The 23,093-nt window shown below is 75.3% G+C and carries 22 protein-coding genes; 15 read left to right on the forward strand and 7 right to left on the reverse strand.

All coding sequences use genetic code 11. The annotated features are described in order from the left end of the window. Positions 1 to 53 precede the first annotated feature (53 nt). The 4 genes from KIT14_09680 (at position 54) to KIT14_09695 (ending at position 10,390) form a co-directional block, all read left to right on the forward strand. On the forward strand, positions 54 to 3,368 hold the full coding sequence (locus KIT14_09680) for a PD-(D/E)XK nuclease family protein (protein MCW5890810.1): 3,315 nt from the start codon (positions 54 to 56) through the stop codon (positions 3,366 to 3,368). Continuing rightward, positions 3,365 to 6,799 (forward strand): UvrD-helicase domain-containing protein, encoded by a 3,435-nt coding sequence (locus tag KIT14_09685; protein ID MCW5890811.1) that lies wholly within the window; start codon positions 3,365 to 3,367, stop codon positions 6,797 to 6,799. Before KIT14_09680 ends, KIT14_09685 begins: the two co-directional genes overlap by 4 nt. A 65-nt stretch (positions 6,800 to 6,864) precedes the next feature. Next, complete coding sequence (locus KIT14_09690; GenBank protein MCW5890812.1) at positions 6,865 to 8,007, forward strand: transporter substrate-binding domain-containing protein; 1,143 nt, start codon at positions 6,865 to 6,867, stop codon at positions 8,005 to 8,007. Positions 8,008 to 8,134: 127 nt separating this feature from the next. Continuing rightward, complete coding sequence (locus KIT14_09695) at positions 8,135 to 10,390, forward strand: response regulator (GenBank protein ID MCW5890813.1); 2,256 nt, start codon at positions 8,135 to 8,137, stop codon at positions 10,388 to 10,390. An 8-nt stretch (positions 10,391 to 10,398) separates the two neighbouring features. On the opposite strand, the gene KIT14_09700 is transcribed toward KIT14_09695, so the two are convergent. Next, on the reverse strand, positions 10,399 to 10,629 hold the full coding sequence (locus tag KIT14_09700; GenBank protein MCW5890814.1) for a hypothetical protein: 231 nt from the start codon (positions 10,627 to 10,629) through the stop codon (positions 10,399 to 10,401). Between KIT14_09700 and KIT14_09705 the strand changes: the two genes are divergently transcribed. The 8 genes from KIT14_09705 to KIT14_09740 all read left to right on the forward strand — a co-directional run bounded on the left by KIT14_09705 (position 10,628) and on the right by KIT14_09740 (position 17,114). Beyond that, a complete protein-coding gene (locus KIT14_09705; GenBank protein ID MCW5890815.1) occupies positions 10,628 to 10,912 on the forward strand; it encodes a DUF427 domain-containing protein in 285 nt (94 codons plus the stop codon). The two genes, KIT14_09700 and KIT14_09705, sit on opposite strands and share 2 nt — an antisense overlap. 79 nt (positions 10,913 to 10,991) lie before the next feature. Further along, complete coding sequence (locus KIT14_09710) at positions 10,992 to 11,717, forward strand: two pore domain potassium channel family protein (GenBank protein ID MCW5890816.1); 726 nt, start codon at positions 10,992 to 10,994, stop codon at positions 11,715 to 11,717. 72 nt (positions 11,718 to 11,789) lie between these two features. Continuing rightward, the gene (locus tag KIT14_09715) at positions 11,790 to 12,254 is read left to right on the forward strand and encodes a flavodoxin family protein (protein MCW5890817.1); all 465 of its coding nucleotides are present in this window, start codon (positions 11,790 to 11,792) and stop codon (positions 12,252 to 12,254) included. A 48-nt stretch (positions 12,255 to 12,302) separates the two neighbouring features. Then, positions 12,303 to 12,788, forward strand: a complete 486-nt coding sequence (locus tag KIT14_09720) for a peroxiredoxin (GenBank protein ID MCW5890818.1) — start codon at positions 12,303 to 12,305, stop codon at positions 12,786 to 12,788. Beyond that, a complete protein-coding gene (locus KIT14_09725) occupies positions 12,785 to 13,654 on the forward strand; it encodes a fumarylacetoacetate hydrolase family protein (protein ID MCW5890819.1) in 870 nt (289 codons plus the stop codon). Before KIT14_09720 ends, KIT14_09725 begins: the two co-directional genes overlap by 4 nt. 54 nt (positions 13,655 to 13,708) lie before the next feature. After that, complete coding sequence (locus tag KIT14_09730) at positions 13,709 to 15,166, forward strand: HAMP domain-containing histidine kinase (protein ID MCW5890820.1); 1,458 nt, start codon at positions 13,709 to 13,711, stop codon at positions 15,164 to 15,166. Then, positions 15,163 to 15,651: a hypothetical protein gene (locus KIT14_09735; GenBank protein ID MCW5890821.1), complete on the forward strand. Its 489-nt coding sequence runs from the start codon at positions 15,163 to 15,165 to the stop codon at positions 15,649 to 15,651. Before KIT14_09730 ends, KIT14_09735 begins: the two co-directional genes overlap by 4 nt. After that, positions 15,648 to 17,114 carry a response regulator gene (locus KIT14_09740; protein ID MCW5890822.1) on the forward strand — a complete coding sequence of 489 codons (1,467 nt, stop codon included), beginning with the start codon at positions 15,648 to 15,650 and terminating at the stop codon, positions 17,112 to 17,114. The genes KIT14_09735 and KIT14_09740 overlap by 4 nt, the downstream gene beginning before the upstream one ends. An 11-nt stretch (positions 17,115 to 17,125) precedes the next feature. On the opposite strand, the gene KIT14_09745 is transcribed toward KIT14_09740, so the two are convergent. The 6 genes from KIT14_09745 to KIT14_09770 all read right to left on the reverse strand — a co-directional run bounded on the left by KIT14_09745 (position 17,126) and on the right by KIT14_09770 (position 19,436). Beyond that, a complete protein-coding gene (locus KIT14_09745) occupies positions 17,126 to 17,749 on the reverse strand; it encodes a superoxide dismutase (protein ID MCW5890823.1) in 624 nt (207 codons plus the stop codon). Between the two features lie 97 nt (positions 17,750 to 17,846). Continuing rightward, positions 17,847 to 18,191, reverse strand: a complete 345-nt coding sequence (locus tag KIT14_09750) for a hypothetical protein (GenBank protein MCW5890824.1) — start codon at positions 18,189 to 18,191, stop codon at positions 17,847 to 17,849. A 1-nt stretch (position 18,192) separates the two neighbouring features. Further along, the gene (locus tag KIT14_09755) at positions 18,193 to 18,390 is read right to left on the reverse strand and encodes a hypothetical protein (protein ID MCW5890825.1); all 198 of its coding nucleotides are present in this window, start codon (positions 18,388 to 18,390) and stop codon (positions 18,193 to 18,195) included. A 34-nt stretch (positions 18,391 to 18,424) separates the two neighbouring features. Beyond that, positions 18,425 to 18,622 carry a hypothetical protein gene (locus KIT14_09760; GenBank protein ID MCW5890826.1) on the reverse strand — a complete coding sequence of 66 codons (198 nt, stop codon included), beginning with the start codon at positions 18,620 to 18,622 and terminating at the stop codon, positions 18,425 to 18,427. A 3-nt stretch (positions 18,623 to 18,625) separates the two neighbouring features. Then, positions 18,626 to 18,967, reverse strand: a complete 342-nt coding sequence (locus KIT14_09765; protein MCW5890827.1) for a phage holin family protein — start codon at positions 18,965 to 18,967, stop codon at positions 18,626 to 18,628. Positions 18,968 to 18,974: 7 nt separating this feature from the next. After that, positions 18,975 to 19,436 carry a hypothetical protein gene (locus KIT14_09770; protein MCW5890828.1) on the reverse strand — a complete coding sequence of 154 codons (462 nt, stop codon included), beginning with the start codon at positions 19,434 to 19,436 and terminating at the stop codon, positions 18,975 to 18,977. Between the two features lie 157 nt (positions 19,437 to 19,593). On the opposite strand from KIT14_09770, the gene KIT14_09775 reads away from it, so the two are divergent. From KIT14_09775 to KIT14_09785, 3 genes are read left to right on the forward strand one after another with little or no spacing between them, the layout of a single operon-like run. Further along, the gene (locus tag KIT14_09775; GenBank protein MCW5890829.1) at positions 19,594 to 21,078 is read left to right on the forward strand and encodes a dihydrolipoyl dehydrogenase; all 1,485 of its coding nucleotides are present in this window, start codon (positions 19,594 to 19,596) and stop codon (positions 21,076 to 21,078) included. After that, positions 21,075 to 21,734, forward strand: a complete 660-nt coding sequence (locus KIT14_09780) for a hypothetical protein (protein MCW5890830.1) — start codon at positions 21,075 to 21,077, stop codon at positions 21,732 to 21,734. Before KIT14_09775 ends, KIT14_09780 begins: the two co-directional genes overlap by 4 nt. Beyond that, on the forward strand, positions 21,734 to 23,089 hold the full coding sequence (locus KIT14_09785; protein MCW5890831.1) for a sigma-54-dependent Fis family transcriptional regulator: 1,356 nt from the start codon (positions 21,734 to 21,736) through the stop codon (positions 23,087 to 23,089). Before KIT14_09780 ends, KIT14_09785 begins: the two co-directional genes overlap by 1 nt. The last annotated feature ends 4 nt before the right edge of the window (positions 23,090 to 23,093 follow it).

Consider the following 23,093-nt stretch of genomic DNA (forward strand, 5'->3'; position numbering starts at 1 on the left):
CGCCGACGCCGTTCGCCCTTGCCGCTCCGCCGCTGCTGCGCGATGAAGGAGCGATGGCGGGGCGCGGACGGCGGCGAGGAACGGGGACGCCGGCGCAGGGTGGTGGCGCCGACGTCGTTCCCGACACCGGCCTCGTCTGCGCGCCGTCGGCGGCCGCGCGCGTCGCCGCCGCCGGCACCTGGCTGCGTGCCCGCGGCGACGCGGCCGAGGTGCTCGTGGTCGCGCCCACCTGGGAGGCGTGCGACGATCTCGTGCGCCAGCAGCTCGGTGCGGCGGGCGCGCGCTTCGGTGTCGTGCGCCTCACGCTCGACCGCCTGGCCGCGCGCCTCGCGGCGCCGGCGCTCGCCCGCGACGGCCTCGCGCCCGCGACCGAGCTCGGCATGGCCGCCGTCGCGGCGCGGGCCGTGCATCGCCTGCACGAGGCCGGGACGTTCCGCTTCTTCGCGCCGGTCGCCGACCGGCCGGGCTTCCCGCCCGCGGTGGCGCGCACGATCGCCGAGCTGCGCATGCACGACGTCGGGCCCGCGGCGCTCGCGGCGCTGCCGCACGGCGGGGCCGATCTCGCCGCGCTGGCCACGGCGATCGCCGGCGAGCTGGCGGCGGCGCAGCTCGCCGATCGCGCCACGATGTTCGCGGCGGCCGTCGCTGCCGCCCGCGCGCTGCCCGCGCCGGCGCCGATCGGCCTGCCGGTCCTGCTCCTCGACCTGCCGATCGCGACGGCGCTCGAGGAGGCCCTCGTCGGCGCCCTCGCCGGCACCGGCGCGCCGGTGCTCGCCACCGTTCCGACCGGCGACGCCGATGCCGAGCGGCGGATCGCGCGCGCGCTCCGCCGTCCCGCGACGCAGCTACCGGTGCGCGGCGCGGGCGCGCTCACCGCGCTCCAGCAGCACCTCTTCGCAGCGGGCATGCCGCCGCGCGGCCGCCTCGACGACGGCGTCCACCTGCGTGCCTGGCCGGGCGAGGCGCGCGAGTGCGTCGAGATCGTGCGCGCGATCCAGACCGAGGCGGCGGCCGGCACGCCGTTCGACCGCATGGCGGTCCTGCTGCACGCGCCGACGCAGTACGCGTCGCACCTCGAGGAGGCCTTCGGCCGCGCCGAGATCCCCTTCTTCTTCGCGCGCGGCGCGCGCCGCCCGCACCCCGGCGGCCGCGCCCTGCTGACGCTGCTCGCGTGCGCCGGCGAGGGCTGCTCGGCGCGCCGCTTCGCCGAATACCTGTCGCTCGGCCAGGTGCCCGACCCGGACGCACCGGCGCGCGCCGACTACGTGCCGCCCGAGAACGAGCTGCTCCCGGCCGCGCCGCCGCCGCCGCCGGACGACGACGACGGGCTGCTCGCCGATCCCGACGCCGCCGGCGCGGTCGCGGGCACGCTGCGGGCGCCGCCGCGCTGGGAGCGGCTCCTCGTCGACGCGGCGGTGATCGGCGGCGGCCTCGATCGCTGGCAGCGCCGCCTCGACGGCCTCGAAGCCGAGCTGCGCGCCCAGCGCGCCGAGCTCGAGGACGAAGACGAGGCCCGCGCCGCGCGTGTCGACAAGCAGCTCGCCGACCTCGGCCATCTGCGCGCCTTCGCGATCCCGATCGTCGAGCGCCTCGGCACGCTGCCGCCCGCGGCGCGCTGGGGGGATTGGATCGAGCGGCTGTCGGCGCTCGCCGCCGCCGCCCTGCGCGATCCCGCGCCGGTGCTCGCGACGCTCGCCGAGCTGGCGCCGATGGCGCCGGTCGGACCCGTCGACCTCGACGAGGTGCGGCTCGTGCTCGGCCCTCGCCTGCGCGACCTCACCGAGCCGCCGCCGCGCCGCCGCTACGGCGCCGTCTTCGTCGGCACCACGCGCGCCGCGCGCGGCCTCGCCTTCGACGTCGTGCTCGTGCCGGGCCTCGCCGAGAACCTCTTTCCGTCGAAGCTGGTCGAGGATCCGATCCTGCTCGACGCCCAGCGCCGGGCGCTCGCGCGCGAGCTGCCCACCGAGCCCGAGCGCGTGGCGGGCGAGCGGCTCGCGCTGCGGCTCGCGGTGGGTGCGGCACGCCGGCGGGTCCACCTCTCGTACCCGCGCGTCGACGTCGAGCGCGCGCGGCCGCGGGTCGCGTCCTTCTACGCGCTGGAGGCGCTGCGGGCGGCCCTCGGCGAGCTGCCCGGCTTCGGCGAGCTGGCCGCGCAGGCCGAGCGCGAAGCCGCGGCGCGCCTCGGCTGGCCGGCGCCCGAGCGCCCCGACGACGCCATCGACGCCGCCGAGTACGACCTGACGCTGCTGGCGCCGCTGCTCGACGCCGACGAGGCGACCGTCGTCGGCACGGCCAACTATCTCCTCGCCGCCAATCCGCATCTCGCCCGCGCGCTGCGCGCCCGGGCGCGGCGCTGGATCAAGCGCTGGACGCCCGCCGACGGCCTCGTCGATCCCGACGACCTCGCGCGCGCCATGCTGGCGCCGCATCAGCTCGAGCGGCGCTCGTACTCGCCCACCGCGCTGCAGCACTACGCGGCCTGCCCGTACCGCTTCTTCCTCCAGGCCGTGCACCGGCTGGCGCCGCGCGAGGAGCCGGTGGCGCTCGACGTGATGGACCCGCTCACGCGCGGCAGCCTCTTCCACGACGTGCAGTTCGGCGTGCTGACGCGGCTGCGCGACGCGGGCAGCCTGCCGCTGCGGCCCGAGGGTCTCGACGCCGCGTTCGCCGTCGGCGACGCGGTGCTGGGCGAGGAGGCCGGGCGCCGCCACGACGCGCTCAAGCCGGCGATCCCGCGCGTGTGGCAGGACGGCATCGACGCGCTGCGCGCCGACCTGCGCGAGTGGCTGCGACGCATGGCCGACGCCGAGGACGGCTGGGTGCCGCAGCGCTTCGAGCTGGCGTTCGGCCTGCCGCGCGGCGACCGCCGTCACGCCGATCCGGCGAGCGGCGGCGACCCGGTGCCCGTGCTCGCCGAGACGCTGCGCCTGCGCGGGGCCATCGACCTCGTCGAGCGCCATCCGCGCGGCCAGCTGCGCGTCACCGACCACAAGACCGGCAAGGTCGCCGCGCCGGCGGGCGTCGTCGTGGGCGGCGGACAGATCCTCCAGCCGCTGCTCTACGCGCTGGCGGCCGAGAAGGTGCTGGGCGAGCCCGTGACCTCGGGCCGGCTCTACTACTGCACGTCCACCGGCGAGTACACGATCCGTGAGGTGCGGCTCGACGCGCAGAGCCGCGACGTCGTCGGCACGGTGGTGTCGACCATCGGCGACGCCCTGCGCGACGGCTTCCTGCCCGCCGCCCCGGCCGAGCGCGCCTGCCGCTGGTGCGACTACCAGGCGGTGTGCGGCCCGTGGGAGGAGCAGCGCGTGCGTCTCAAGCCCGCGGAGCGGCTCGGCCCGCTGCTGCGGCTGCGGGCCCTGTCGTGAGCACGGAGCCGCTCGCCGACCAGGCCGCGCGCGACCGCATCCGCGACGAGCTCGACACCACGCTCGTGGTCGAGGCCGCCGCGGGCACGGGTAAGACGACGGCGCTGGTCGCGCGCATGGTCGCGGCGCTGTGCGCCGGGCGCACGCGCCTCGATCGCCTGGTCGCCGTGACCTTCACCGAGGCCGCCGCGGGCGAGCTGAAGCTGCGCCTGCGCACCGCCATCGAGCGCGCGCGCCAGGACACGGCGACGCCGCCGGCGGCGCGCGCCAACCTCGATCGCGCCCTCGCCCAGCTCGAGCTGGCACGGATCGCGACCATCCATTCGTTCTGCGCCGACCTGCTGCGCGAGCGGCCGGTCGCCGCGCGCGTCGACCCGATGTTCCAGGTCGCGCCCGACGACACCGCCGAGACCCTCTTCGAGCAGGTCTTCGAGCGCTGGTTCGAGGGCCAGCTGGGCCGCCCGGGCGAGGGCGTGCGGCGCGTGCTGCGCCAGCGCGGGCGCAGCGACGACGGCCCGCGCCAGAAGCTGCGCAGCGCCGCCCGCGAGCTGTCGGCGTGGCGCGACTTCCGCGCCGCGTGGGCGCCGCACCCGTTCGCGCGCGACGCGGCGATCGACGAGCTGATGCGCGAGCTCGAAGCGCTCGGCGCCGGCGCCGCGCAGGGCGATCCCGAGGACTACTTCGTGCGCTCGCTGCGCGAGGTCGCGCGCTTCGTCGACGACGTGCGCCGGCGCGAGGCGTCGTCGGGTCGCGACTGGGACGGGCTCGAGGCCGAGCTGGGCGGGCTCGCACGCCAGCGGCACTGGCGCTGGCGCGGGTGGCGGCCGCGTCCGGGCGACACCGCGAAGCAGCAGCTCGTCGCCCGCCGCGACGCCGTGAAGGCCGCGCTCGACGAGTTCGTGCGTGCGGCCGGCGCCGACCTCGCGCCGCGGCTGCGCGACGACCTCATGGCGGTCGTCGACGCGTACGAGAAGCGCAAGGAGCGCGCCGGCTGCCTCGACTTCCTCGACCTCCTGCTGCGCGCCCGCGACCTCGTACGCGACGACGCGGCCACGCGCGCGGAGCTCCAGGGGCGCTGGACGCACCTCTTCGTCGACGAGTTCCAGGACACGGATCCGCTCCAGGCCGAGCTGCTGCTCCTGCTCGCCGCCGACGATCCCGCCGAGACCGACTGGCGGCGGGTGCGGCCGGTGCCGGGCAAGCTCTTCCTCGTCGGTGATCCGAAGCAGTCGATCTACCGCTTCCGGCGCGCCGACGTGCAGCTCTACGAGGGCGTGAAGGCCCGGCTGCTGGCCGCCGGCGCCGACGTCCTCCACCTCACGGTGAGCTTCCGCTCCGTGCCGGCCATCCAGGAGGCCGTGAACGCGGCGATGCGGCCGGCGATGGAGGCGGCGGCGGGCACGCAGGCGGCCTACGTGCCGCTGGCGCCGCACCGTGCGGACCATCCGACGCAGCCCGCGCTCGTCGTGCTGCCGGCGCCGCAGCCGTTCGGCGACTGGGGCAAGGCCGTGCAGTGGAAGATCGACGAGTCGCTCCCCGACGCGGTGGCGGCGTTCGTCGACTGGCTCGTGCGCGACAGCGGCTGGACGGTCACCGAGCGCGAGCAGCCCACGGTGGAGGTTCGGGTGCAGCCGCGCCACGTCTGTCTCCTCTTTCGCCGCCTGCGCTCGTGGGGCGCCGACGTGACGCGGCCCTACGTGCGCGCGCTCGAAGCGCGGCACCTGCGGCACGTGCTGGTCGGCGGCAGCTCGTTCCACGCCCGGGAGGAGGTGGCGGCGCTGCGCAGCGCGCTCGGCGCGATCGAGCGGCCCGACGACGAGCTGGCCCTGTTCGCCACCTTGCGCGGCCCGCTGTTCGCGCTCTCCGACGCGCAGCTTCTGGCCTGGCGCGCGGCGATGGGCTCGTTGCACCCGTTCCGCCGGCTGCCCGACGCGTTGCCGCCCGAGCTCGTCGAGGTGGCCGACGCGCTCGCCGTCCTGCGCGACCTGCACCGGCGGCGCAACCGCCGGCCGCTCGCCGACACCATCGCCCGCCTGCTCGCCGCGGTGCGCGCGCACGCCGGGCTGGCGATCTGGCCGACGGGCGAGCAGGCGCTGGCGAACGTCACGCGCCTCATGGACATGGCGCGGCGCGCGGAGCGGCAGGGCGTCACCTCGTTCCGCGCCTTCGTCGAACGTCTCGAGCGCGACGCCGAGGACGGCGAGGCGGGCGAGGCGCCGATCGTCGAGGACGGCACCGAGGGCGTGCGCCTCATGACCGTGCACCGCGCGAAGGGCCTCGAGTTCCCGGTCGTGATGCTGGTCGATCCGACCGCCAGCATGACGCCGCTCGAGCCGCAGCGTCACGTCGACCCCGCGCGCAACCTCTGCGCGCTGCGCCTCGCGGGGGCGGCGCCGGCGGAGCTGGCCAGCGCGCGCGAGGAGGAGCAGGCACGCGAGCACGAGGAGGCGGTGCGTCTTCTCTACGTCGCCGCCACACGCGCGCGCGACCTGCTCGTCGTCGGCGCGCTCGGCGACGGCCCGGGCGACGTCCTCGCCGACAGCTGGCTGTCGCCGCTGTGGCCCGCCCTGTACCCGCCCGCCGACCGCAGCCGCGTGCCGGAGGAGACGCAGCCGCCGGGCTGTCCCGAGCTGCGCGGCGACTGCGTGGTGGAGCGCTCGGATCGGGTGCCGCGGCCCGAAGGCTCGGTCGCGCCGGGGCTGCACCGACCGGCGCTCGGCACCCACGCCGTCGTGTGGTGGGCGCCGTCGGCGCTGCGCCTCGGCGTCGAGGAGAAGGTGGGGCAGAAGCAGCAGGCGCTGCTGCGCGCCGACGAGTCCGGCGCGCGCTCCGACGCCGGCGTGGAGGCGCACGCCGCATGGCTGGCGACGCACGCGCGGGTGCGCGCCGCCGCCGGCACGCCGAGCCTCGTCGTCACCACCGCGACGGAGCGCGCCGCGGCCGATGCGCGCGGCGGCGAGGACGTCGGGCTCGAGGCCGTCGGGGCGCCCGGCGCGCGGCCGCACGGCACGCGCTTCGGGACGCTCGTCCACGCCGTGCTCGCGGCGGTCCCCCTCGACGCCGACGCGCCGACCGTCGACGCGGTGGCGGTGCTCCAGGGTCGCATCCTCGGGGCCGCGGCCGACGAGGTCACGGCCGCCGCGCGCGTGGTGCTGGCGGCGCTCGCACATCCGTTGCTGCGCCGGGCCGCCGCGGCGACGGTGTGCCGGCGTGAGACGCCGGTGCTGCTGCGGCTCGACGACGGCACGCTGGTCGAGGGCGTGATCGACGCCGCCTTCGAGGAGCCGACGGGATGGACGGTGATCGACTGGAAGACGGATCTCGAGCTGGGCGAGCGCGTGGAGCAGTACCGCCGCCAGGTCGCGCTCTACGCCGCCGCGGTGGCGCGGGCGACGGGACGCCCGGCGCGCGGCGTGCTGCTGCGGGTGTGAGGCGCCGCACGCGACGAGCCGCCGTCGTCGTCCTCGCGCTCGTGCTGGCCGCGTGCGCGCGCCCGGTGCCGCCGCCCGCTCCGTCCGCGCTGCCGCTGCGGGTCGGCAGCAGCGGCGACTATCCGCCGTTCTCGCTGCGCGCGCCCGGCGGCGAGCTCACCGGCTTCGACGTCGCCGTGGCCGAGGCGTTCACGCGGGCGCGCGGACGGCGGCTCGAGCTGGTGCCGTTCCGCTGGCCCGACCTGTCCGCGGCGCTCGCGCGCGGCGACTTCGCCGTCGCCATGAGCGGGGTCACGATCCGCCCCGAGCGGCTCTGGCAGGGACGCTTCACCGACGCCGTCGTGCGCACCGCGGCCGTGCTGCTGCTCCGGCGCACCGCGCCGCGGACACCGGCGGTCGCCGTGAATCGCGGCGGTCATCTCGAGCGCGTCGCCCGCGCGACGCTGCCCGACGTGCGGCTCGTCGTGGTCGACGACAACCGCGCCCTCGGCATGCTGCTGCGCGACGGCCGCGTCGACGGCATCGTGACCGACGAGCTGGAGGCGGCGGCGCTCGCGCCCGAGCTCGCCGGCGTGCCGCTCGAGGCGCCGCGCGTGCTCGCCCGGGACCGCAAGGCGTACTGGCTGCCGCCCGACGCGGCGGCGCTCGCCGACGAGCTCGACACCTGGCTGCGCGCGGCGGAGCAGGGCGGCACCCTGCCGGCGCTGCGCGCACGCTTCGGGCTGCCGGACGACGCCGCCATGCCGGCCGCGACCGCGCACGCGTGCGATCTCGTCGGGCGGCGCATGATGCTGATGCCGGCGATCGCCGCCGCGAAGCAGGCGGCCGGGCGGCCGATCGTCGATCCCGCACGCGAGGCGGTCGTGCTCGCGCGTGCCGAGCAGGCGGCGGTGCGGCTCGGTCTCGCGCCTGCCCCGTACGTCGCGCTGACCCGCGCCCTCGTCGGCGCGGCCGTCGCCGCGCAGCAGGCCGTGGTGGTGCCCCGCGGCGCGGCCGCAACCGCTGCGCTCCCCGATCTCGAGACGCTGCGCCTCGCGCTCGATCGCATCGACGCCGCTCTCGCTCCGGCGCTGGCCGAAGCGGTGCCGCTCGAAACCACCGTCGCCGTGCTGTCCGGCCGGCTGGTCGAGGACGCGGGCGGGACGCTCGACGCGTCCGCCGCGCGCGCGCTGGCGCGGGCGTTGCGCGCCCTTCGCAGGACGTCCTGAGTGCGGCGATCGACGTCGCATCCTGCGTTGAATCGGCGCGCGCTGCGACCTCAAGAAGGACTCACCGGCGCCCGATACTATTCGTCGCACGATGGAGCCCGGGGCGCGCACGGAATCGACGAGCGGGATGCGCAGCGCGGCCTGGATGGCGCTCTACGCGCTCCAGGCGGTGTGCTGCCTGCTCGCGATCGGCGCGAGCTTCGTCCTGAGCCACTGGCTGATCCGCGACTTCACCGAGTCGGTGCGGATCAACCACGCCTGGTCGGAGCGGCTCGATCGCTACGCCGACCTCGGGCGCGCGGCGACGGCGGTGCGCGCGCCGGGGCTCGACGTCTTCGACTCCCGCGACGTCGAGGGCGAAATCGAACGCCTCGTGGTCGCGCTCGACCGCTTCGACGCCGCCCTCGCCGCCGCCCGCCGCGACGCCGAGGGGCTCGCGATGCCGGCGCGCGCCGCGATCCTGGCCGCGCTCGGTCGCGTCGCCGATGCGCTCAACGAGGCGGTCAACGGCGTCAACGTCGTCTTCTCCTACTTTCGATCCGGACTGACGGAGCGTGCGGCGCAACGGGCCGCGATGGTCGCCGCCCGCTACGGGCAGGTGTCGGCGGCGCTCGACGCGCTGGAGGCGACGGCGCGCGAGCAGCAGAGCGGCGACCTCGCCAACCAGGCGGCGCTCGCGGAGTGGATGCGCGGCGCGGAGTGGATCCTCGGCGGGCTGCTGGCGCTCGTCGTGGTCGTCGTCATGGTCTACGGCTTCCGCCTGTCGCGGCACGCGCAGCATGCGGTCGCGGCGGCGACGGCGGCGAGTCGGGCGAAGAGCGAGTTCCTCGCCAACATGAGCCACGAGATCCGCACGCCCATGAACGGCATCATGGGCATGACCGACATCGTGCTCGGCACCGGCCTCACCGCCGAGCAGCGCGAGTATCTGGAGATCGCGCGCACCTCGGCCGACTCGCTGCTGGCGCTGCTGAACGACATCCTCGACTTCTCGAAGATCGAGGCGGGCAAGCTCGATCTCGAGGCGCTGCCGTTCCCGCTGCGCGACGACGTCGGGGACCGCCTGAAGACGCTGGCGCTGCGCGCGCACGCCAAGGGGCTCGAGCTGATCGCGGAGGTCGCGCCCGACGTGCCCGAAGCGGTGATCGGGGATCCGGTGCGCCTCGGGCAGGTGCTCGTCAACCTCGTCGGCAACGCGATCAAGTTCACGGCGGCCGGCGAGGTCGTCGTCTCGGTGCGCGTCGCCGAGCGCGACGCCGATCACGTCCTCCTCCACTTCGCGGTGCGCGACACCGGGATCGGCATCGCCGCCGACCGGCTCGAGGGCGTCTTCGAGGCGTTCACGCAGGCGGACGGCTCGACCACGCGCCGGTTCGGCGGCACCGGGCTCGGGCTCGCGATCTGCCGCCAGCTCGTCGGCTTGATGCAGGGGCGCGTGTGGGTGGAGAGCACGCTCGGCCAGGGCAGCACGTTCCACTTCACGTGTCGGCTCGGGCTCGATCGCCGCGCCGCGGCGGCGATTCCGACGAGCGCCGCCGACCTCTCCGGGCTGCCGATCCTCGTCGTCGACGACAACGCGACCAACCGCCGCATCCTCGAAGCGATGGTGAGCGGCTGGCGCGGGCGGCCGCTCGCGGTCGAGAGCGGCACCGCCGCGATGGCCGCGCTGCGTGCGGCGCAGGGTGCGGGCCGCCCGTTCGCGGTCGCGCTGCTCGACGTGCAGATGCCGGAGATGGACGGCCTCACGCTCGCCGAGCGCATCCGCGCGGAGCCCACGCTCGCCACGACGCCGCTCGTCGTGCTGAGCTCGGCGGGTCTGTGTCCCGATGCGGAGCGCGCCCGCGAGCTCGGCGTCGCCGCGTATCTCACGAAGCCGGTGAAGTCCGGCGATCTCCTGCGCGCCGTCCAGCAGGCGACCGGGGCCGCGGCGCCGTCGTCCGCCGCGGCGCTCGCCGCCGCGGCGCCGCCGCTCGAGCCGCCGGAGCGTCCGTTCGACGTGCTCCTCGCCGAGGACAACCCGGTGAACCGTCTCGTGGCGGTGAAGCTGCTCGAGCGGCTCGGACACCGCGTGACCGCCGTCGAGGACGGCGTCGCGGCCGTCGAGGCCCTCGGCGCGCGCCGCTACGACGTCGTGCTGATGGACGTCCAGATGCCGCGCCTCGACGGCTTCGCGGCCACCGTCGCCCTGCGCGAGCGCGGCGACCGTACGCCGATCGTCGCGCTCACCGCGCACGCGATGAAGGGCGACGCGGAGCGCTGCCTGGCCGCCGGCATGGACGCGTACGTCGCGAAGCCGCTGCGCGCCGGCGAGCTGCTCGCGACCATGGAGCGCGTCGTCGCCGAGGCCGAGAGCCGCGGCGCGGCGGTCGCCGACTCGGCCTGACGCGGCGCCTAGGCGCCTTGCTTGCCGCCGTCGCAGCAGGTCTCGACGACCGCGCGGCAGCGCTCGCAGACGAGCTTGCCGCGCATCGCGACGACGCGCCCGTCGCATACCGGGCACGCCTCGCGGCATGTCGCCCCCGCCTCCACCGCCCGCTGCATCGGACGCGGGTAGCATCTCGGCGCACGGCTTGCCAGGACGCGCCGGTACGGCATGGTCGGCGCGAGGAGGAGCGGAGCCATGGCGCGCGCGATCTGGAAGGACACGGTGCTGGCCGAGAGCGACCGCTGCGAGCTGGTCGAGGGCAACCACTACTTCCCGCCGGACGCGGTCCGGCGCGATCTGCTGCGCCCGAGCGCGACGCACACCACCTGCGGCTGGAAGGGCGAGGCGAGCTACTACGACGTCGTGGTCGCCGGCGAGACGAACCCCGACGCCGCTTGGTACTATCCGGCGCCGAAGGCGGCGGCGGCGAACATCCGCGACTACGTCGCGTTCTGGCGCGGCGTGCGCGTCGAGCCCTGAGCGCCGCCACGCGGCGGGCACGAAATGGCAAGATCGCCCGGGTGCCCGCTGCTATGCAGGGCCGGCCCGCCCGCGCCCGATGCCCAGCCACCCGCACGACGACCACGAGACGAGCCGCTCGCGCCGCGCCCTGCACGCGATGCGGTCGCAGATCCAGCCGGGGTCGTTCCCACTCCTGCTGGCCGCGATCGGCACGCTCTACGTCCTCAACGGCCTCGCCGCCTCCTCGGAGCTGGCCGAGGGGCTGCTGCTCGCCGCTCACGTCGCGGTGTTGGTCGCGAGCATCTACGCCCTCAGCGCGCGTCGCGAGACGCTGGCGGTGGCGGTCATGATGGGCGTCGTCGCGCTGGCGTTCGAGCTGCGCGTGCTGGGGGTGGGGTACGTGCCCCACCGCCTGGGAGAGGACGTCGTCTCGATCGCGTTCCTGCTCTGGATCCTCGTCGTGGTCCTGCGCGAGGTCGTGCGCCCGACGACGGCGGAGCGCGACGCGGTGCTGGGGGCGCTGTGCGGATTCCTCATGATCCTCACGATCTTCACGCGCGTGCACGCGCTGCTCGAGGTCCTCGTGCCGGGGTCGTATCAAGGCGTCGCGCTCGGCGGCGTCCCGGCGCGTCCGGGCGTCGTCCTGTCGACCTTCCAGTACTTCAGCACGGTGACGCTCACCACGACGGGCTTCGGCGACATCGTGCCGGTGAGCGTGCCGGCGCGGCTCGTGACCGGCCTCGAGGCCATCGTCGGGCAGCTCTATCTGGCGGTCGTGGTCGCGAGCCTGGTCGGACGCGCGGTGGGGCGGCGGGGCCAGTGAGCGGCCGATGCGCCGCGCGGGTCGCGGCGCGCGGCCGGGCCGGTCTTGCGTTCCGTGCCGGAGCACGCTCGGCTGGCCTGCGTGAAGCGGCTCCTCATCGTGTTCCACTCGCAGGGCGGCAGCACGCAGGCGCTGGCCGAGGCCGCCCTCCGCGGCGCGCGCCGCGAGGAGGGCGTGGAGACGGTCCTGCGGCGCGCCTTCGACGCCGGCCTCGACGATCTCGTCGGCGCCGGCGCGATCCTCGTCGTGACCCCCGAGAACCTCGGCTACATGGCCGGGGCCATCAAGGACTTCTTCGACCGCACCTTCTACCCGGCCCAGGGACGGGTCGACGGCACGGCCTACGCCGTCCTCGTGAAGGCGGGCAACGACGGGAGCAACACCGCGGTGCAGGTCGCGCGCATCGCCCGCGGCTACAAGTGGCGCCAGGTCGCCGAGCCGCTCATCGTCCGCGGGGACGCCGGTCCGGCCGACGTGGCGGCGGCCGAGGACCTCGGCCACGCCCTCGCGGCGGGGCTGGCGCTCGGCATCTACTGAGGACGGCGCGGGTTTGCCCCGCGTCGCCTCCGTGCTAGGCGACGCCGCATGGGACTCCTCGATTTGTTCGGCGGCGGCGAGCCGGGCATCAAGCCGGGCGACGCGGCGCCCGAGTTCGCGCTCCCCGACGGTGCGGGTGCGACGGTGCGGCTCTCCGACTTCCGCGGCCGCAAGCCCGTCGTCCTCTATTTCTATCCGAAGGACGACACCCCGGGCTGCACGAAGGAGGCGTGCGCCTTCCGCGACCAGTACGAGGACTTCACCGCCGCGGGCGCCGAGGTGATCGGCGTCAGCTCCGACGACGCCAACGCGCACACCCGCTTCGCGGAGAAGTACAAGCTGCCGTTCCGGCTGCTCACCGACCGCGGCGGCCAGGTGCGCAAGGCGTACGGCGTGCCCGCGACGCTCGGCCTGCTGCCCGGCCGCGTCACCTTCGTCATCGATCGCGACGGCGTCGTGCGCCACGTCTTCAACTCGCAGCTGCGCGCCACCCAGCACGTCCCGGAAGCGCTCGCCGCGCTGAGGCGCCTGTGAAGCTCGCCACCTTCAGCCACGACGGGCGCACGCGTCTCGGCGTCGCCGTCGGCGAGGAGCTGGTCGACCTGGCGGCCGCCGCGCCCGCGCTGCCGCAGGAGATGTGCGCGTTCCTGGCGGCGGGGGCGCCGGCGCTCGACGCCGCCCGCGCCGCGGCCGAGCGCGCCGGCGCACGTCTGCCGCTCGCCGACGTCCACCTGCATGCGCCGGTGCTGCGCCCGCCGGAGTTCCTGGCGATCGGCCTCAACTACGCCGATCACATCGCCGAGGCGGGGCTCGAGCGTCCGAAGTTCCCGCTCTTCTTCAACAAGCAGTCGTCCTGCGTCACCGGCCCGTACGCTCCGATCCACCTGCCGCGGGTCTCGTCGAAGCTCGACTTCGAGGCCGAGCTGGCGTTCGTCATCGGCCGCCGCTGCCGGCACGTGCCGGTCGAGCGGGCGCACGAGGTGATCGCGGGCTACACCGTCGCCGACGACGTCAGCGTGCGCGACTGGCAGTTCAAGGCGCCGACGTGGACGCTCGGGAAGTCGTTCGACACCCACGGACTGCTCGGCCCGTTCCTGGTCACGCCCGACGAGGTCGGCGACCCGCACGCGCTCGAGATCACGACCTGGGTCAACGAGGAGCGCCGCCAGCACTCGAACACGCGCGAGTTCATCTTCACCTGCTTCGACATGGTGGCGACGCTCTCGACGGTCTGCACGCTCGAGCCCGGCACGGTGATCTCGACCGGCACGCCCGCGGGCGTGGGCGGGCCGCAGAAGCGTTATCTCGCGGCCGGCGACGTCGTGCGCATCGCCATCGAGAAGCTCGGTCACATCGAGAACCGCGTCATCGACGAGCCGGCCGACACCGCGATCTGGTAGCGGGACGGCCGGCTGGTCGGCTATCCCGCGGGCGTGTAGACCGAGCGGTGCGCCATGCGGCTCGCCGTCAAGGTCTTCTTCGCCGCGTCGGTCGCGGTCCTGCTGCTCGGCGGCGTGGCGACCTGGTGCCTCACCGTCGTGAATCGGCTGGTGATCGCGAACCAGGCCATCGCCACCCGCACGGTGCCGGCGATGCGGCTCGAGTCGCGGCTCGAGGAGGGCGTGCAGAGCCTGATCCGCGCGCAGCGGCGCGCCGCCGTCCTCGACGATCCCGGATACACGACCCTGCGCGATCGCCGGCTGGCCGACGTCGAGGCCGAGATCGATCGGCTCGGGCCCTTCCTGCTGACGGAGCGGGAGCGGCGTCTCCTGCGCAAGTCCGATCGCGGCGTGGCCCGGTTCCGCGAGGCGCTCGCCGCGCAGGCGTCGGCGGAGGTGGGACCGCCGCCCGCGCGGGCGGACCCGGCCGTCGACGCCGCGGCCGCGTGGGCCGTCCTGCGCCCGCTCCTCGCCGTCGAGCGCACCCTGCACGAGCTCTCCGTCGCGACCTTCGCCGCGGCCGACCGCTGGCGGCGGCGCACCGCCCGGCTCGAGAGCCGTACCTGGACGACGATCGCCGTCGCGCTCCCCGCGAGCCTCCTCGTGGCACTGCTCAGCGCGGCCATCCTCGCGCTGCGAATGGGCGCGGCCCTGCGCCGGATCGCGCGCGCCAGCGACGAGGTGGCGGCGGGGACGTTCACCGGCCGACTGGGCGTGCGCTCGCGCGACGAGATCGGCGACCTCGCCCGTGCCTTCGAGCAGATGGCGACGCGGCTCGGTGACCTCGACCGGCTGAAGCAGGAGCTGTTCGCGCACATCTCGCACGAGCTGCGCACCCCGCTCACCGCCGTGCGCGAGGCGGTGCAGCTCCTGCGCGAGCGTGTGCCCGGGCCGCTGACGCCGCGCCAGGAGCGTCTCGTCGACATCGTCGGGGCCGCCACCGAGCGCATGCTGCGGCTCGTGAACCGTATCCTCGACCTCTCGCGCCTGCGCGCGGGCCTCGCACCGTTCGATCGGCGTGCGGTCGACGTCGGGCGTCTCGTCGAGCGTGCGGCCGGGGAGCTCCAGCCGCAAGCGGACGCCGCGGGTGTGCGGGTCCTCGCGCGCAGCGACGCGGACCTCGTGCTATACGGCGATCCGGAACGATTGCTGGAGGTGGTGACGAACCTGCTCGCCAATGCCGTCAAGGCGACGTCCGAGGGCGGCCTCGTCGAGGTGCTCGCGCGCGTCGCCGGGCAGGGCAGCGTCGAGATCGCGGTGCGCGACACCGGGGTCGGGATCGACGCCGAGGCGCTGCCGCGCATCTTCGATCCCTACGTGCAGGCGCCCGGCGCGCAGGGCGGGACGGGCCTCGGGCTGGCGATCGCGAAGAGCGTGGTCGAGGCGCACGGCGGCGCGATCACGGCGGCGTCGGCGCCGGGCGCCGGCAGCTGCTTCACGGTCCGCCTGCCGCGCGACGGGAGGCCGGCGTGAGACGGCTCGGCACGGTCCTCCTCGGCATCGCGCTCTTCGCCAGCGCATGCCCGCGGCCGCCGGCGGCGCCGCCCGCCCCGCCGAGCCCGCCCCCGCCGTCCGAGGCCGAGCGCGCGCTCGGTGCCGCCCGCGCCGCGCTCGCCTCCGACGACGACCGCCAGGCGCTGCGCAAGCTCGCCGCGGTCGTCGACGGATGGCCGGAGGCACCCGCAGCGGCCGAGGCGCTCTGGCTGATCGGCGTGCTGCGCGTCGACCCGCAGAGCCGGGTGCGCGACCTGCGCGCGGCGCGGGCGGTGTTCGCGCGGCTCGCGGCGGAGTATCCCGAGAGCCCCGAGGCGGCCGCGGCGCGCGGTTTCGTGGCCGTGCTGCGCGACCGCGAGCGCTGCGACGAGGACGTCGCCGCGCTGCGCGCGGAGACGGCGCGGCTGCGCGAGACGGTCGACGCCATGCGCCGCCTCGATCTCGAGCTGGAGCGACGGCCATGAGCGCGCGGCGCGTCCTCGTGGTCGACGACGATCCGCATATCCTCGAGGTGCTGGGGATGCGCCTCGAATCGATGGGCCTCGACGTCACCGCGGTCGGCGATCCCGCGGCGGCGGTGCCGCTCCTCGCTGCGGCGCCGTTCGACCTCGCGCTCTTCGACCTCCGCATGGATCCGATCGACGGCCTCGCCCTGATGCGCGAGGCGCACGGGCGCCAGCCGGGCCTGCCCGTCCTCATCATGACCGCGCACGCCACGATCGACGGCGCCGTACACGCGGTGAAGGAGGGGGCGTTCGACTACCTGACGAAGCCGTTCGTCACCGACGAGCTGCGGCGCAAGGTCGCGCACGCGCTCCGGCAGCGTCGCTGGGCCCGGGATCGCTCGCTCTTGCGCCGGCTCGGCGAGTCGCTGGCCTCGGCGAACCGTCCCGAGACCGTGCTGGAGGTGGTGGTCCAGGCGACGCGCGAGGCGACGGAGACGTCGCGGGCCTGCGTGTTCCTCGATGCCGGCGGCACGCCGAGCCTGCACGCGAGCGCGGGCGCGGCGCCGGTCGCGGACGCGGATCTGTACGCCGCCGCCGAGGCCGTGCAGGCCGGACGCGAGCCCGCCCCCGAGGCGGCGCACGCCGGCGTGGTCGCGGTCCCGCTGGTCGTCGACGGCAAGCGGCGAGGCGCGCTCGTGGTCGTGCGTCCGGCCGGGGTCGCGATGACGGGGGACGACCACGACGTGCTCGGGGTGTTCGCCGCCCAGGCCGCGGTGGCGATGAAGAGCGCCGACGAGCTGGCGCGCGCACGCAGCGGCGCCCTCACCGCGCTCGGCCGCGTGGCGACCCAGGTCGCGCACGAGATCAACAACCCGCTCGGCGGGATCAAGCTGTTCCTGGCCCTGCTCGGCAAGCGGCTCGGCGCCGCCGCCGACGAGCCGGGCCTCGATCTCGTCCGCAAGGCCGAGCGCGCCATCGACCGCCTGGCGCGCCTCGTGGTCGACATCACCGCCTTCGGTCGCTCGGCCGCCGTGCAGCGCGAGCCCACCCTCCCGAGCGAGCTCGTGCACGACTGCCTCGCCCTGGCGCACGACCGCGTGACGGAGCGCCAGGTGAACGTCGTCCTGGCGCTCGACGATGGGGCGGAGCGTTTCCCGCTCGACCCGCGCGACGTCCAGCGCGCACTGCTGAACCTCGTCCTCAACGCCCTCGACGCGATGCAGCCCGGCGGCACGCTCACGCTGCGCAGTGCGCGCTGCGCCGACGGCGCCCTGATGCTGCTGGTCGAGGACACCGGCCACGGCTTCGAGCCCGAGACCCAGGCACGCGCCTTCGACCTCTTCTTCACGACGAAGAGCGAAGGTACCGGCCTCGGCATGTCCATCGTGCGCTCGGTCGCCGAGCGGCACGGCGGGCGCGTGGAGATCGACAGCGCCCCGGGGCGAGGGACGCGCGTGACGCTCGTCCTCGCCCCGGGCTGACCGCCGCGCGTCTAGCGGCTCTGCGCCGTCTGGCGCTCGGCGGTGGTCGCGCCGCGCAGGTTCTCGGCGGCGAAGTCCCAGTTGAGCAGGTGGTCGATGGCCGCCTGCACGTAGCGGTCGCGCTCGTTCTGGTAGTCGAGGTAGTAGGCGTGCTCCCACACGTCGATGGTGAGGAGCGGGATCTGGTCGTGCGCGATCGGCGTGTCGGCGTCGTGCGTGGTGCTGACGGAGAGGCGTCCGCCGCGGTCGGCCACGAGCCAGGCCCAACCGGAGCCGAAGTGGCCGATGGCCGCCTCGCGCAGCTTCGTGCGGAAGCTCTCGACCGTGCCGAAGCCGGTCTCGATGGCCGCGCGCAGCTCGCCGCGCGGCGGCTCGGCCGGCGCGTTCGGCTGGAGGCTCTTCCAGTAGAACGCGTGGTTCCACGCCTGGGCCGCGTTGTTGAAGACGCCGTTCGAGCTGGTGCGAACGATCGTCTCGAGGTCCTGACGCGCCTTGGGCGTCTGTCCGATCGCCTTCTCGAGCTTGGTGAGGTAGCCGCGATGATGCTTGCCGTGGTGGAGCTTGATGGTGGTGGCCGAGATGTGCGGCTCGAGGGCGTCGGGGTTCCAGGGGAGCGGGGGAAGATCGAACGTCATGGCCTCACACTAGAGCAATCGACGTGCCCTTCGAAGACGTCTGCCGCGGGCGCGTTCGACGCCGCAGCGGGGCGAACGGCCACGGGGCACGACGGAGTCATTCGTCGGCGGGGTTGCCGCCGGTCGCCGAGCCGTCGGCACGCATGGCGCCGCGCAGCGCCGCGGAGACGACGTCGGTGACCACGAGCCGGCCTGCGGTGGCGAAGAGCACGCCCACGAGCCGCGGCGTCAGGCCGCCGCCGAGGAGCCAGCCGGCGGCGCCGACGACCCCGACCGTCTCCCAGGGGTTCGCGCGCACCTGGCGTCGCAGCCAGGCGATGCCCTCGGCCGCGGCCGTCTCGATCTCCTCGACGGTGCGATCGCGGTCGACGCGGCCGCGGCGCGGGTGCGTCGCGACGGATGGGGGATGGCTGCCCGTCCCGGCACGGGACGCCGAGGCCACGTCAGCGCCGCGGCGCCGCGAGGCGCGCCAGGACGTAGCCGCCGGCGAGCGCGGCGAGGAGGCAGGTGAGCGGCCGCTCCTGGATCAGCGAGCGCGCGCGGTCCTCGAAGGTCGTGAGCTCGCCGCGCAGGCGCTCGAGCTGCTCGGCCGCCTGGTCGAGGCCGTTCTGGAGGGTCTCGGTGGTGTCGTCGATGTTCATGGGCGCGTTCCTTCTGGTTGCGAACGGGAAGGGATCAACGGCGCGGGCGGCCGAGCCAGGCGCCGAGCAGCAGTGCCCCGACCAGCCAGGGCACCGGCCGCTCGCGAACGGCGTCGCGGACGTCGACACGGGCGCGTGCGGCGCGCTCGAGGTCGTGCAGCGCCGTGCGCAGCTCGTCGCGGTGCTCCGCGACCCGGTGCTCGAGGACGGCGCGTTCCTCCGGCGTGGCCATGGCTCAGCTTCCGAGCAGCCGGCGACTACCGATCCAGGCGACCACGGCGCCGGCGGCGAGAGTGGTCGTCGCCAGCAGCCCCAGACTCGCGGCCGGGTGCATCCACTGGGAGAGGAGGATGTGCAGGCCGCAGAGCGCCGCCACCCACCCCGAGATCATGACCAGGAGCCCGAGCAGGACGAGGAGCGCGCCGGCGCTCAGCCGCACGAGCGTGGCCTCGATCTCCAGCCGGATCAGCCCGACCTGATCCGTGGCCAGACCCTGCGCGGCGTCGACGAGGCGGTCGAACGATTCCGCGACGCTCGGCGCCGGCTCCGACGTGCGCAGGGCCCGGGCGGTGGCCATCGAAGGATCAGCCGACCGCGACGCGGCGCTCGCCCTCGGCCGCCATCGGCCCACGATCCGCGAAGCCGAATCCCGGGCGCCGCGACGGCGACGGCGGCAGGTGCACCGGCACCAGCGGCGACGGCATGCCCGTGATCGCCTCGCGGCGACGGCGCAGCCCGCGGCGGATCCAGGCCGGGTCGAGGTCGAGCATCTCGCAGATGCGCTCGAACGAGAAGACCCAGGTCTTGTCGCGGCTGCGCAGCCAGCGCTCCGTGTCGCGGAACAGACGGCGGCGCTTGGACGTCGTCGGCTCGCGGTGGCCGAGGTAGACCGCGACCGCGTCCTCGAGGATGGCGATCATCAGCCGCTTCTCACCATGGCGGGCCGCCCGTCGGCGAAGGGCCGTGAAGTACTGCACGGGCATGATGGTCAGGGGCTCGAAAAGCTGGTTCAGCTGCTCGTCGTGATCGGAATTCGGTCGCGCCATGGTGTGGTCACCTCCGTGCGGTTGCGAAGTGCTTGTGCAGACGGCGTGCCAGCTCGGGTGACGGCGTTTCCACGCGCAACCAGGTGAAATCCCGAAGGCATTGGCGGCGTGCCGAATTGTCTTTTCTACAACTCGCCCCCCGCCACGGCCTTGCAGGATGTACAAGCGGTCTTCCGCCCGATGCCGGCTCGGCTATGCTCCGGGCGCCGTGACGCGAACCTGCGACGTCGCCGTGATCGGTGCGGGCTCCGCCGGGATCGCGGCGCACCGCGCCGCCCGCCTGGCCGGAGCGCGGGCCGTGCTCATCGACGGAGGCCCGTCGGGCACGACCTGCGCCCGTGTCGGCTGCATGCCGTCGAAGCTGCTCGTGGCGGCGGGCGAGGCGGCGCATGCCGTGGCGCGTGCCGGGGAGTTCGGCATCCGCGTGCCGGACGGCGTACGGGTCGACGCGGCGGCCGTGCTCGGACGCGTGCGGCGCGAGCGCGACCGCTTCGTGGCCGGCGTCCTCGAGGCCCTCGGCGCCCTGGCGGCGGGCGAACGGGTGTGCGGCCGGGCGCGCTTCGTCGGCCCGACGGCGCTCGCGCTCGAGGACGGCACCCACCTCGACGCCCGCGCGGTCGTGATCGCCACCGGCTCGCGCTCGCAGGTCCCGGCCCTGCTCGAGCCCGTCCGTGAGCGCGTGCTGACGAGCGACGACGTGTTCGAGCTGACCGCCCTGCCGTCGTCGGTGGCGGTGCTGGGCGCCGGTCCGATCGGCCTCGAGCTCGGCCAGGCGTTGGCGCGCCTCGGCGTCCGCGTGACGATCTGTGATCGGCTGCGCGAGGTCGGCGGCCTCCGCGACCCCGCGGTGGCGGCCGCGGCGCGCGACGCCCTCGGGGCCGAGCTCGCGTTCGCGCTCGGCGTCACGGTCACGGCGGAGCCCCGCGGCGACGGCGTCCGGCTCTGGCTCGACGGAGAGGGGGGACGCCGGCCGCTCGACGTCGAGCGCGTGCTGGCGGCGACGGGACGCGGGCCAAACGTCGATGCGCTCGGGCTCGCCGCGACCGGGCTCGCCTGCGACGACCGCGGCGTGCCGCTGCACGACGCGGGCACCGGCCAGTGCGGCACCAGCCCGGTGTTCGTCGCCGGTGACGCCGGCGGCGGGCGCGCCATCCTGCACGAAGCGGTCGACGACGGTCGCATCGCCGGCCGCAACGCGGCCCGCTTCCCCGACCTCGAGCGCCCGCGCCGCCGCACGCCGCTCGCCATCGTCTTCACCGAGCCGCAGCTGGCGATGGTGGGCGAGCGCTTCGACGCCCTCGACCGCGACGCCGTCGCCTTCGGGGCCGCCGACTTCGCGACCCAGGGCCGGGCGCGGGTGATGGCGCGCAACCGCGGCCTCGTGCGCGTGTGGGCCCGCCGCGACGACACGCGCCTGGTCGGCGGCGAGCTCGCGGTGCCCGACGCCGAGCACCTGGCACATCTCCTCGCCTGGGCGATCCAGGCGGAGTGCACCGTCGAGGAGGCCCTCGCCATGCCCTGGTATCACCCGGTCGTCGAAGAGGGACTGCGCAGCGCGATCCGCGAGCTCGCCGCCGCGACCCACTCGCGCCCGCCGGAGCGGCCGCAGGACCTCGAGTGCGGTCCGGGGGTGTGCGCGTGAGCGGCACGCCGTGGGACGAGGACGCGCTGGCGGCGGCGCGTCTGCGCAGTCTGGCGCGGATCGTACGCGCCGTCGGGCACGACGCGCGCGGCGCGCTCGGCACCGTCACGCTGCACGGAACGCTCCTCGTGAAGGCGCTCGAGGCGGACGCGGCGCCCCCCGGCGAGCGCACGCGGCGCTGGGCGTCGGGGATGCACGAGGGATGCGTGCGCCTCGAGCGCCTGCTCGACGCCGTGCTCGGCTTCCTCGCCGTTCCGCGCGGCGGCGACGCGGTGCTGGCGCCGGTGACGGCGTCGCTCGTCACCCTCGTGCGGCCCTACGCGCTCGCGCAGCGCGTGGGGCTCATCGTGCACGACGGCGTCGCCCAGGGCCCGGCGGTGCCCGAGGTGGTGCGGCAGGTGCTCCTCGACGTTGTGCTCGCCGCCATCGAAGCGGCCGGCGAGGGCGGCGAGGTGACGGTCGCCACCGCGACCGCGGGCGGCAGGGGTAGCGTGACCGTCACCGGGCCGAGCCCGCCGGGCGACCTCGCGTCGCAGCTGCGGCCGTGGCGCGCGGCCCTCGCCGAGGCCGGTACGATGGTCGAGGTCGCCGCCGGCGGCGGGTTCGCGGTCACCGTTGACATTTCGCCTCGCGACACCCAGGAGACGCGCTGCTGATGCCCGACGCCCTACTCGTCGACGACGATCCGCCCCATCTCGAGGCCCTGTGCGCGCTCGTCGAGCAGGAGGGGTTCACCACGCGCGGAGCCAGCACGGTGGGCGAGGCGCGCAGCGCGCTCGGCGAGCGCCTGCCCGACGTCATCGTCACCGACCTCATGCTGCCGGACGGCTCGGGGCTCGACCTGCTGCGCGACCTCGACGGCCAGCCGCGCCGGCCCGAGATCATCCTCGTCACCGGCCACGCGACGGTGGAGTCGGCGGTGACGGCGATGCGGCTCGGCGTGCTCGACTACCTGACGAAGCCCATCGACCTGCCGCGCCTGAAGAGCGTGCTCGAGAACGTCACGCGCACGCTCGACCTGCGGCACGAGATCGGCAACCTGCGCGGCGAGCTGCGCAAGCTCGGCCGCCTCGGCCAGCTGATCGGCGCGTCGCCGGCCATCCACCAGGTCTACGACATGATCGCCCGCGTCGCGCCCACCGACGCCACCGTGCTGGTGCAGGGCGAGAGCGGCACCGGCAAGGAGCTGGTCGCGCAGACCATCCACGAGCTCAGCCGGCGCCGGCGCGGGCCGTTCCTCGCCATCAACTGCGGCGCGGTGTCGCCGAACCTCATCGAGACGGAGCTGTTCGGCCACGAGCGCGGCAGCTTCACCGGCGCCGCGCAACGTCATCGCGGCCACTTCGAGCGCGCCTCGGGCGGCACCCTGTTCCTCGACGAGGTCACCGAGATGCCCATCGAGCTCCAGGTGAAGCTCCTGCGCGTGCTCGAGACCGGCAGCGTCATGCGCATCGGCGGCGACGACCCGGTGCAGACCGACGTGCGCGTCGTGGCGGCGACGAACCGCGTCCCCACGCAGGCGGTCGGCGAGGGCCGGCTGCGCGAGGATCTCTACTACCGCCTGAACGTCTTCCCCATCGTCCTGCCGCCGCTGCGCGACCGCGAGGGCGACATCGTCCGCCTGGCCGAGCATTTCCTGCAGATGCTCAACGAGCAGGAGGGGGCGCGGAAGCAGTTCAGCGCCGCCGCGCTCGCGCGCCTCGAACGACACGAGTGGCCCGGCAACGTGCGCGAGCTCAAGAACGTCGTGCACCGCGCGCACATCCTCGCCGACGCCGAGATCGACGCGAAGTGTCTCTCGCCCGAGCTGGGCATGCCGGCGAGCGCGCCCGCGACGCCGGGCGCGCCGCCGTCCTTCCGCGTCGGCACCTCGCTCGACGAGGCCGAGCGGCAGCTGATCCTCGCCACCCTCGAGTACTTCGAGGGCGACAAGAAGAAGGCCGCCGAGGTCCTCGGGATCAGCCTGAAGACGCTCTACAACCGGCTGAACGTCTACAAGCAGCACGCCTGACCGC

This window comes from bacterium (genome assembly GCA_026129405.1).
GTDB lineage: Bacteria > Desulfobacterota > Binatia > DP-6 > DP-6 > JAHCID01.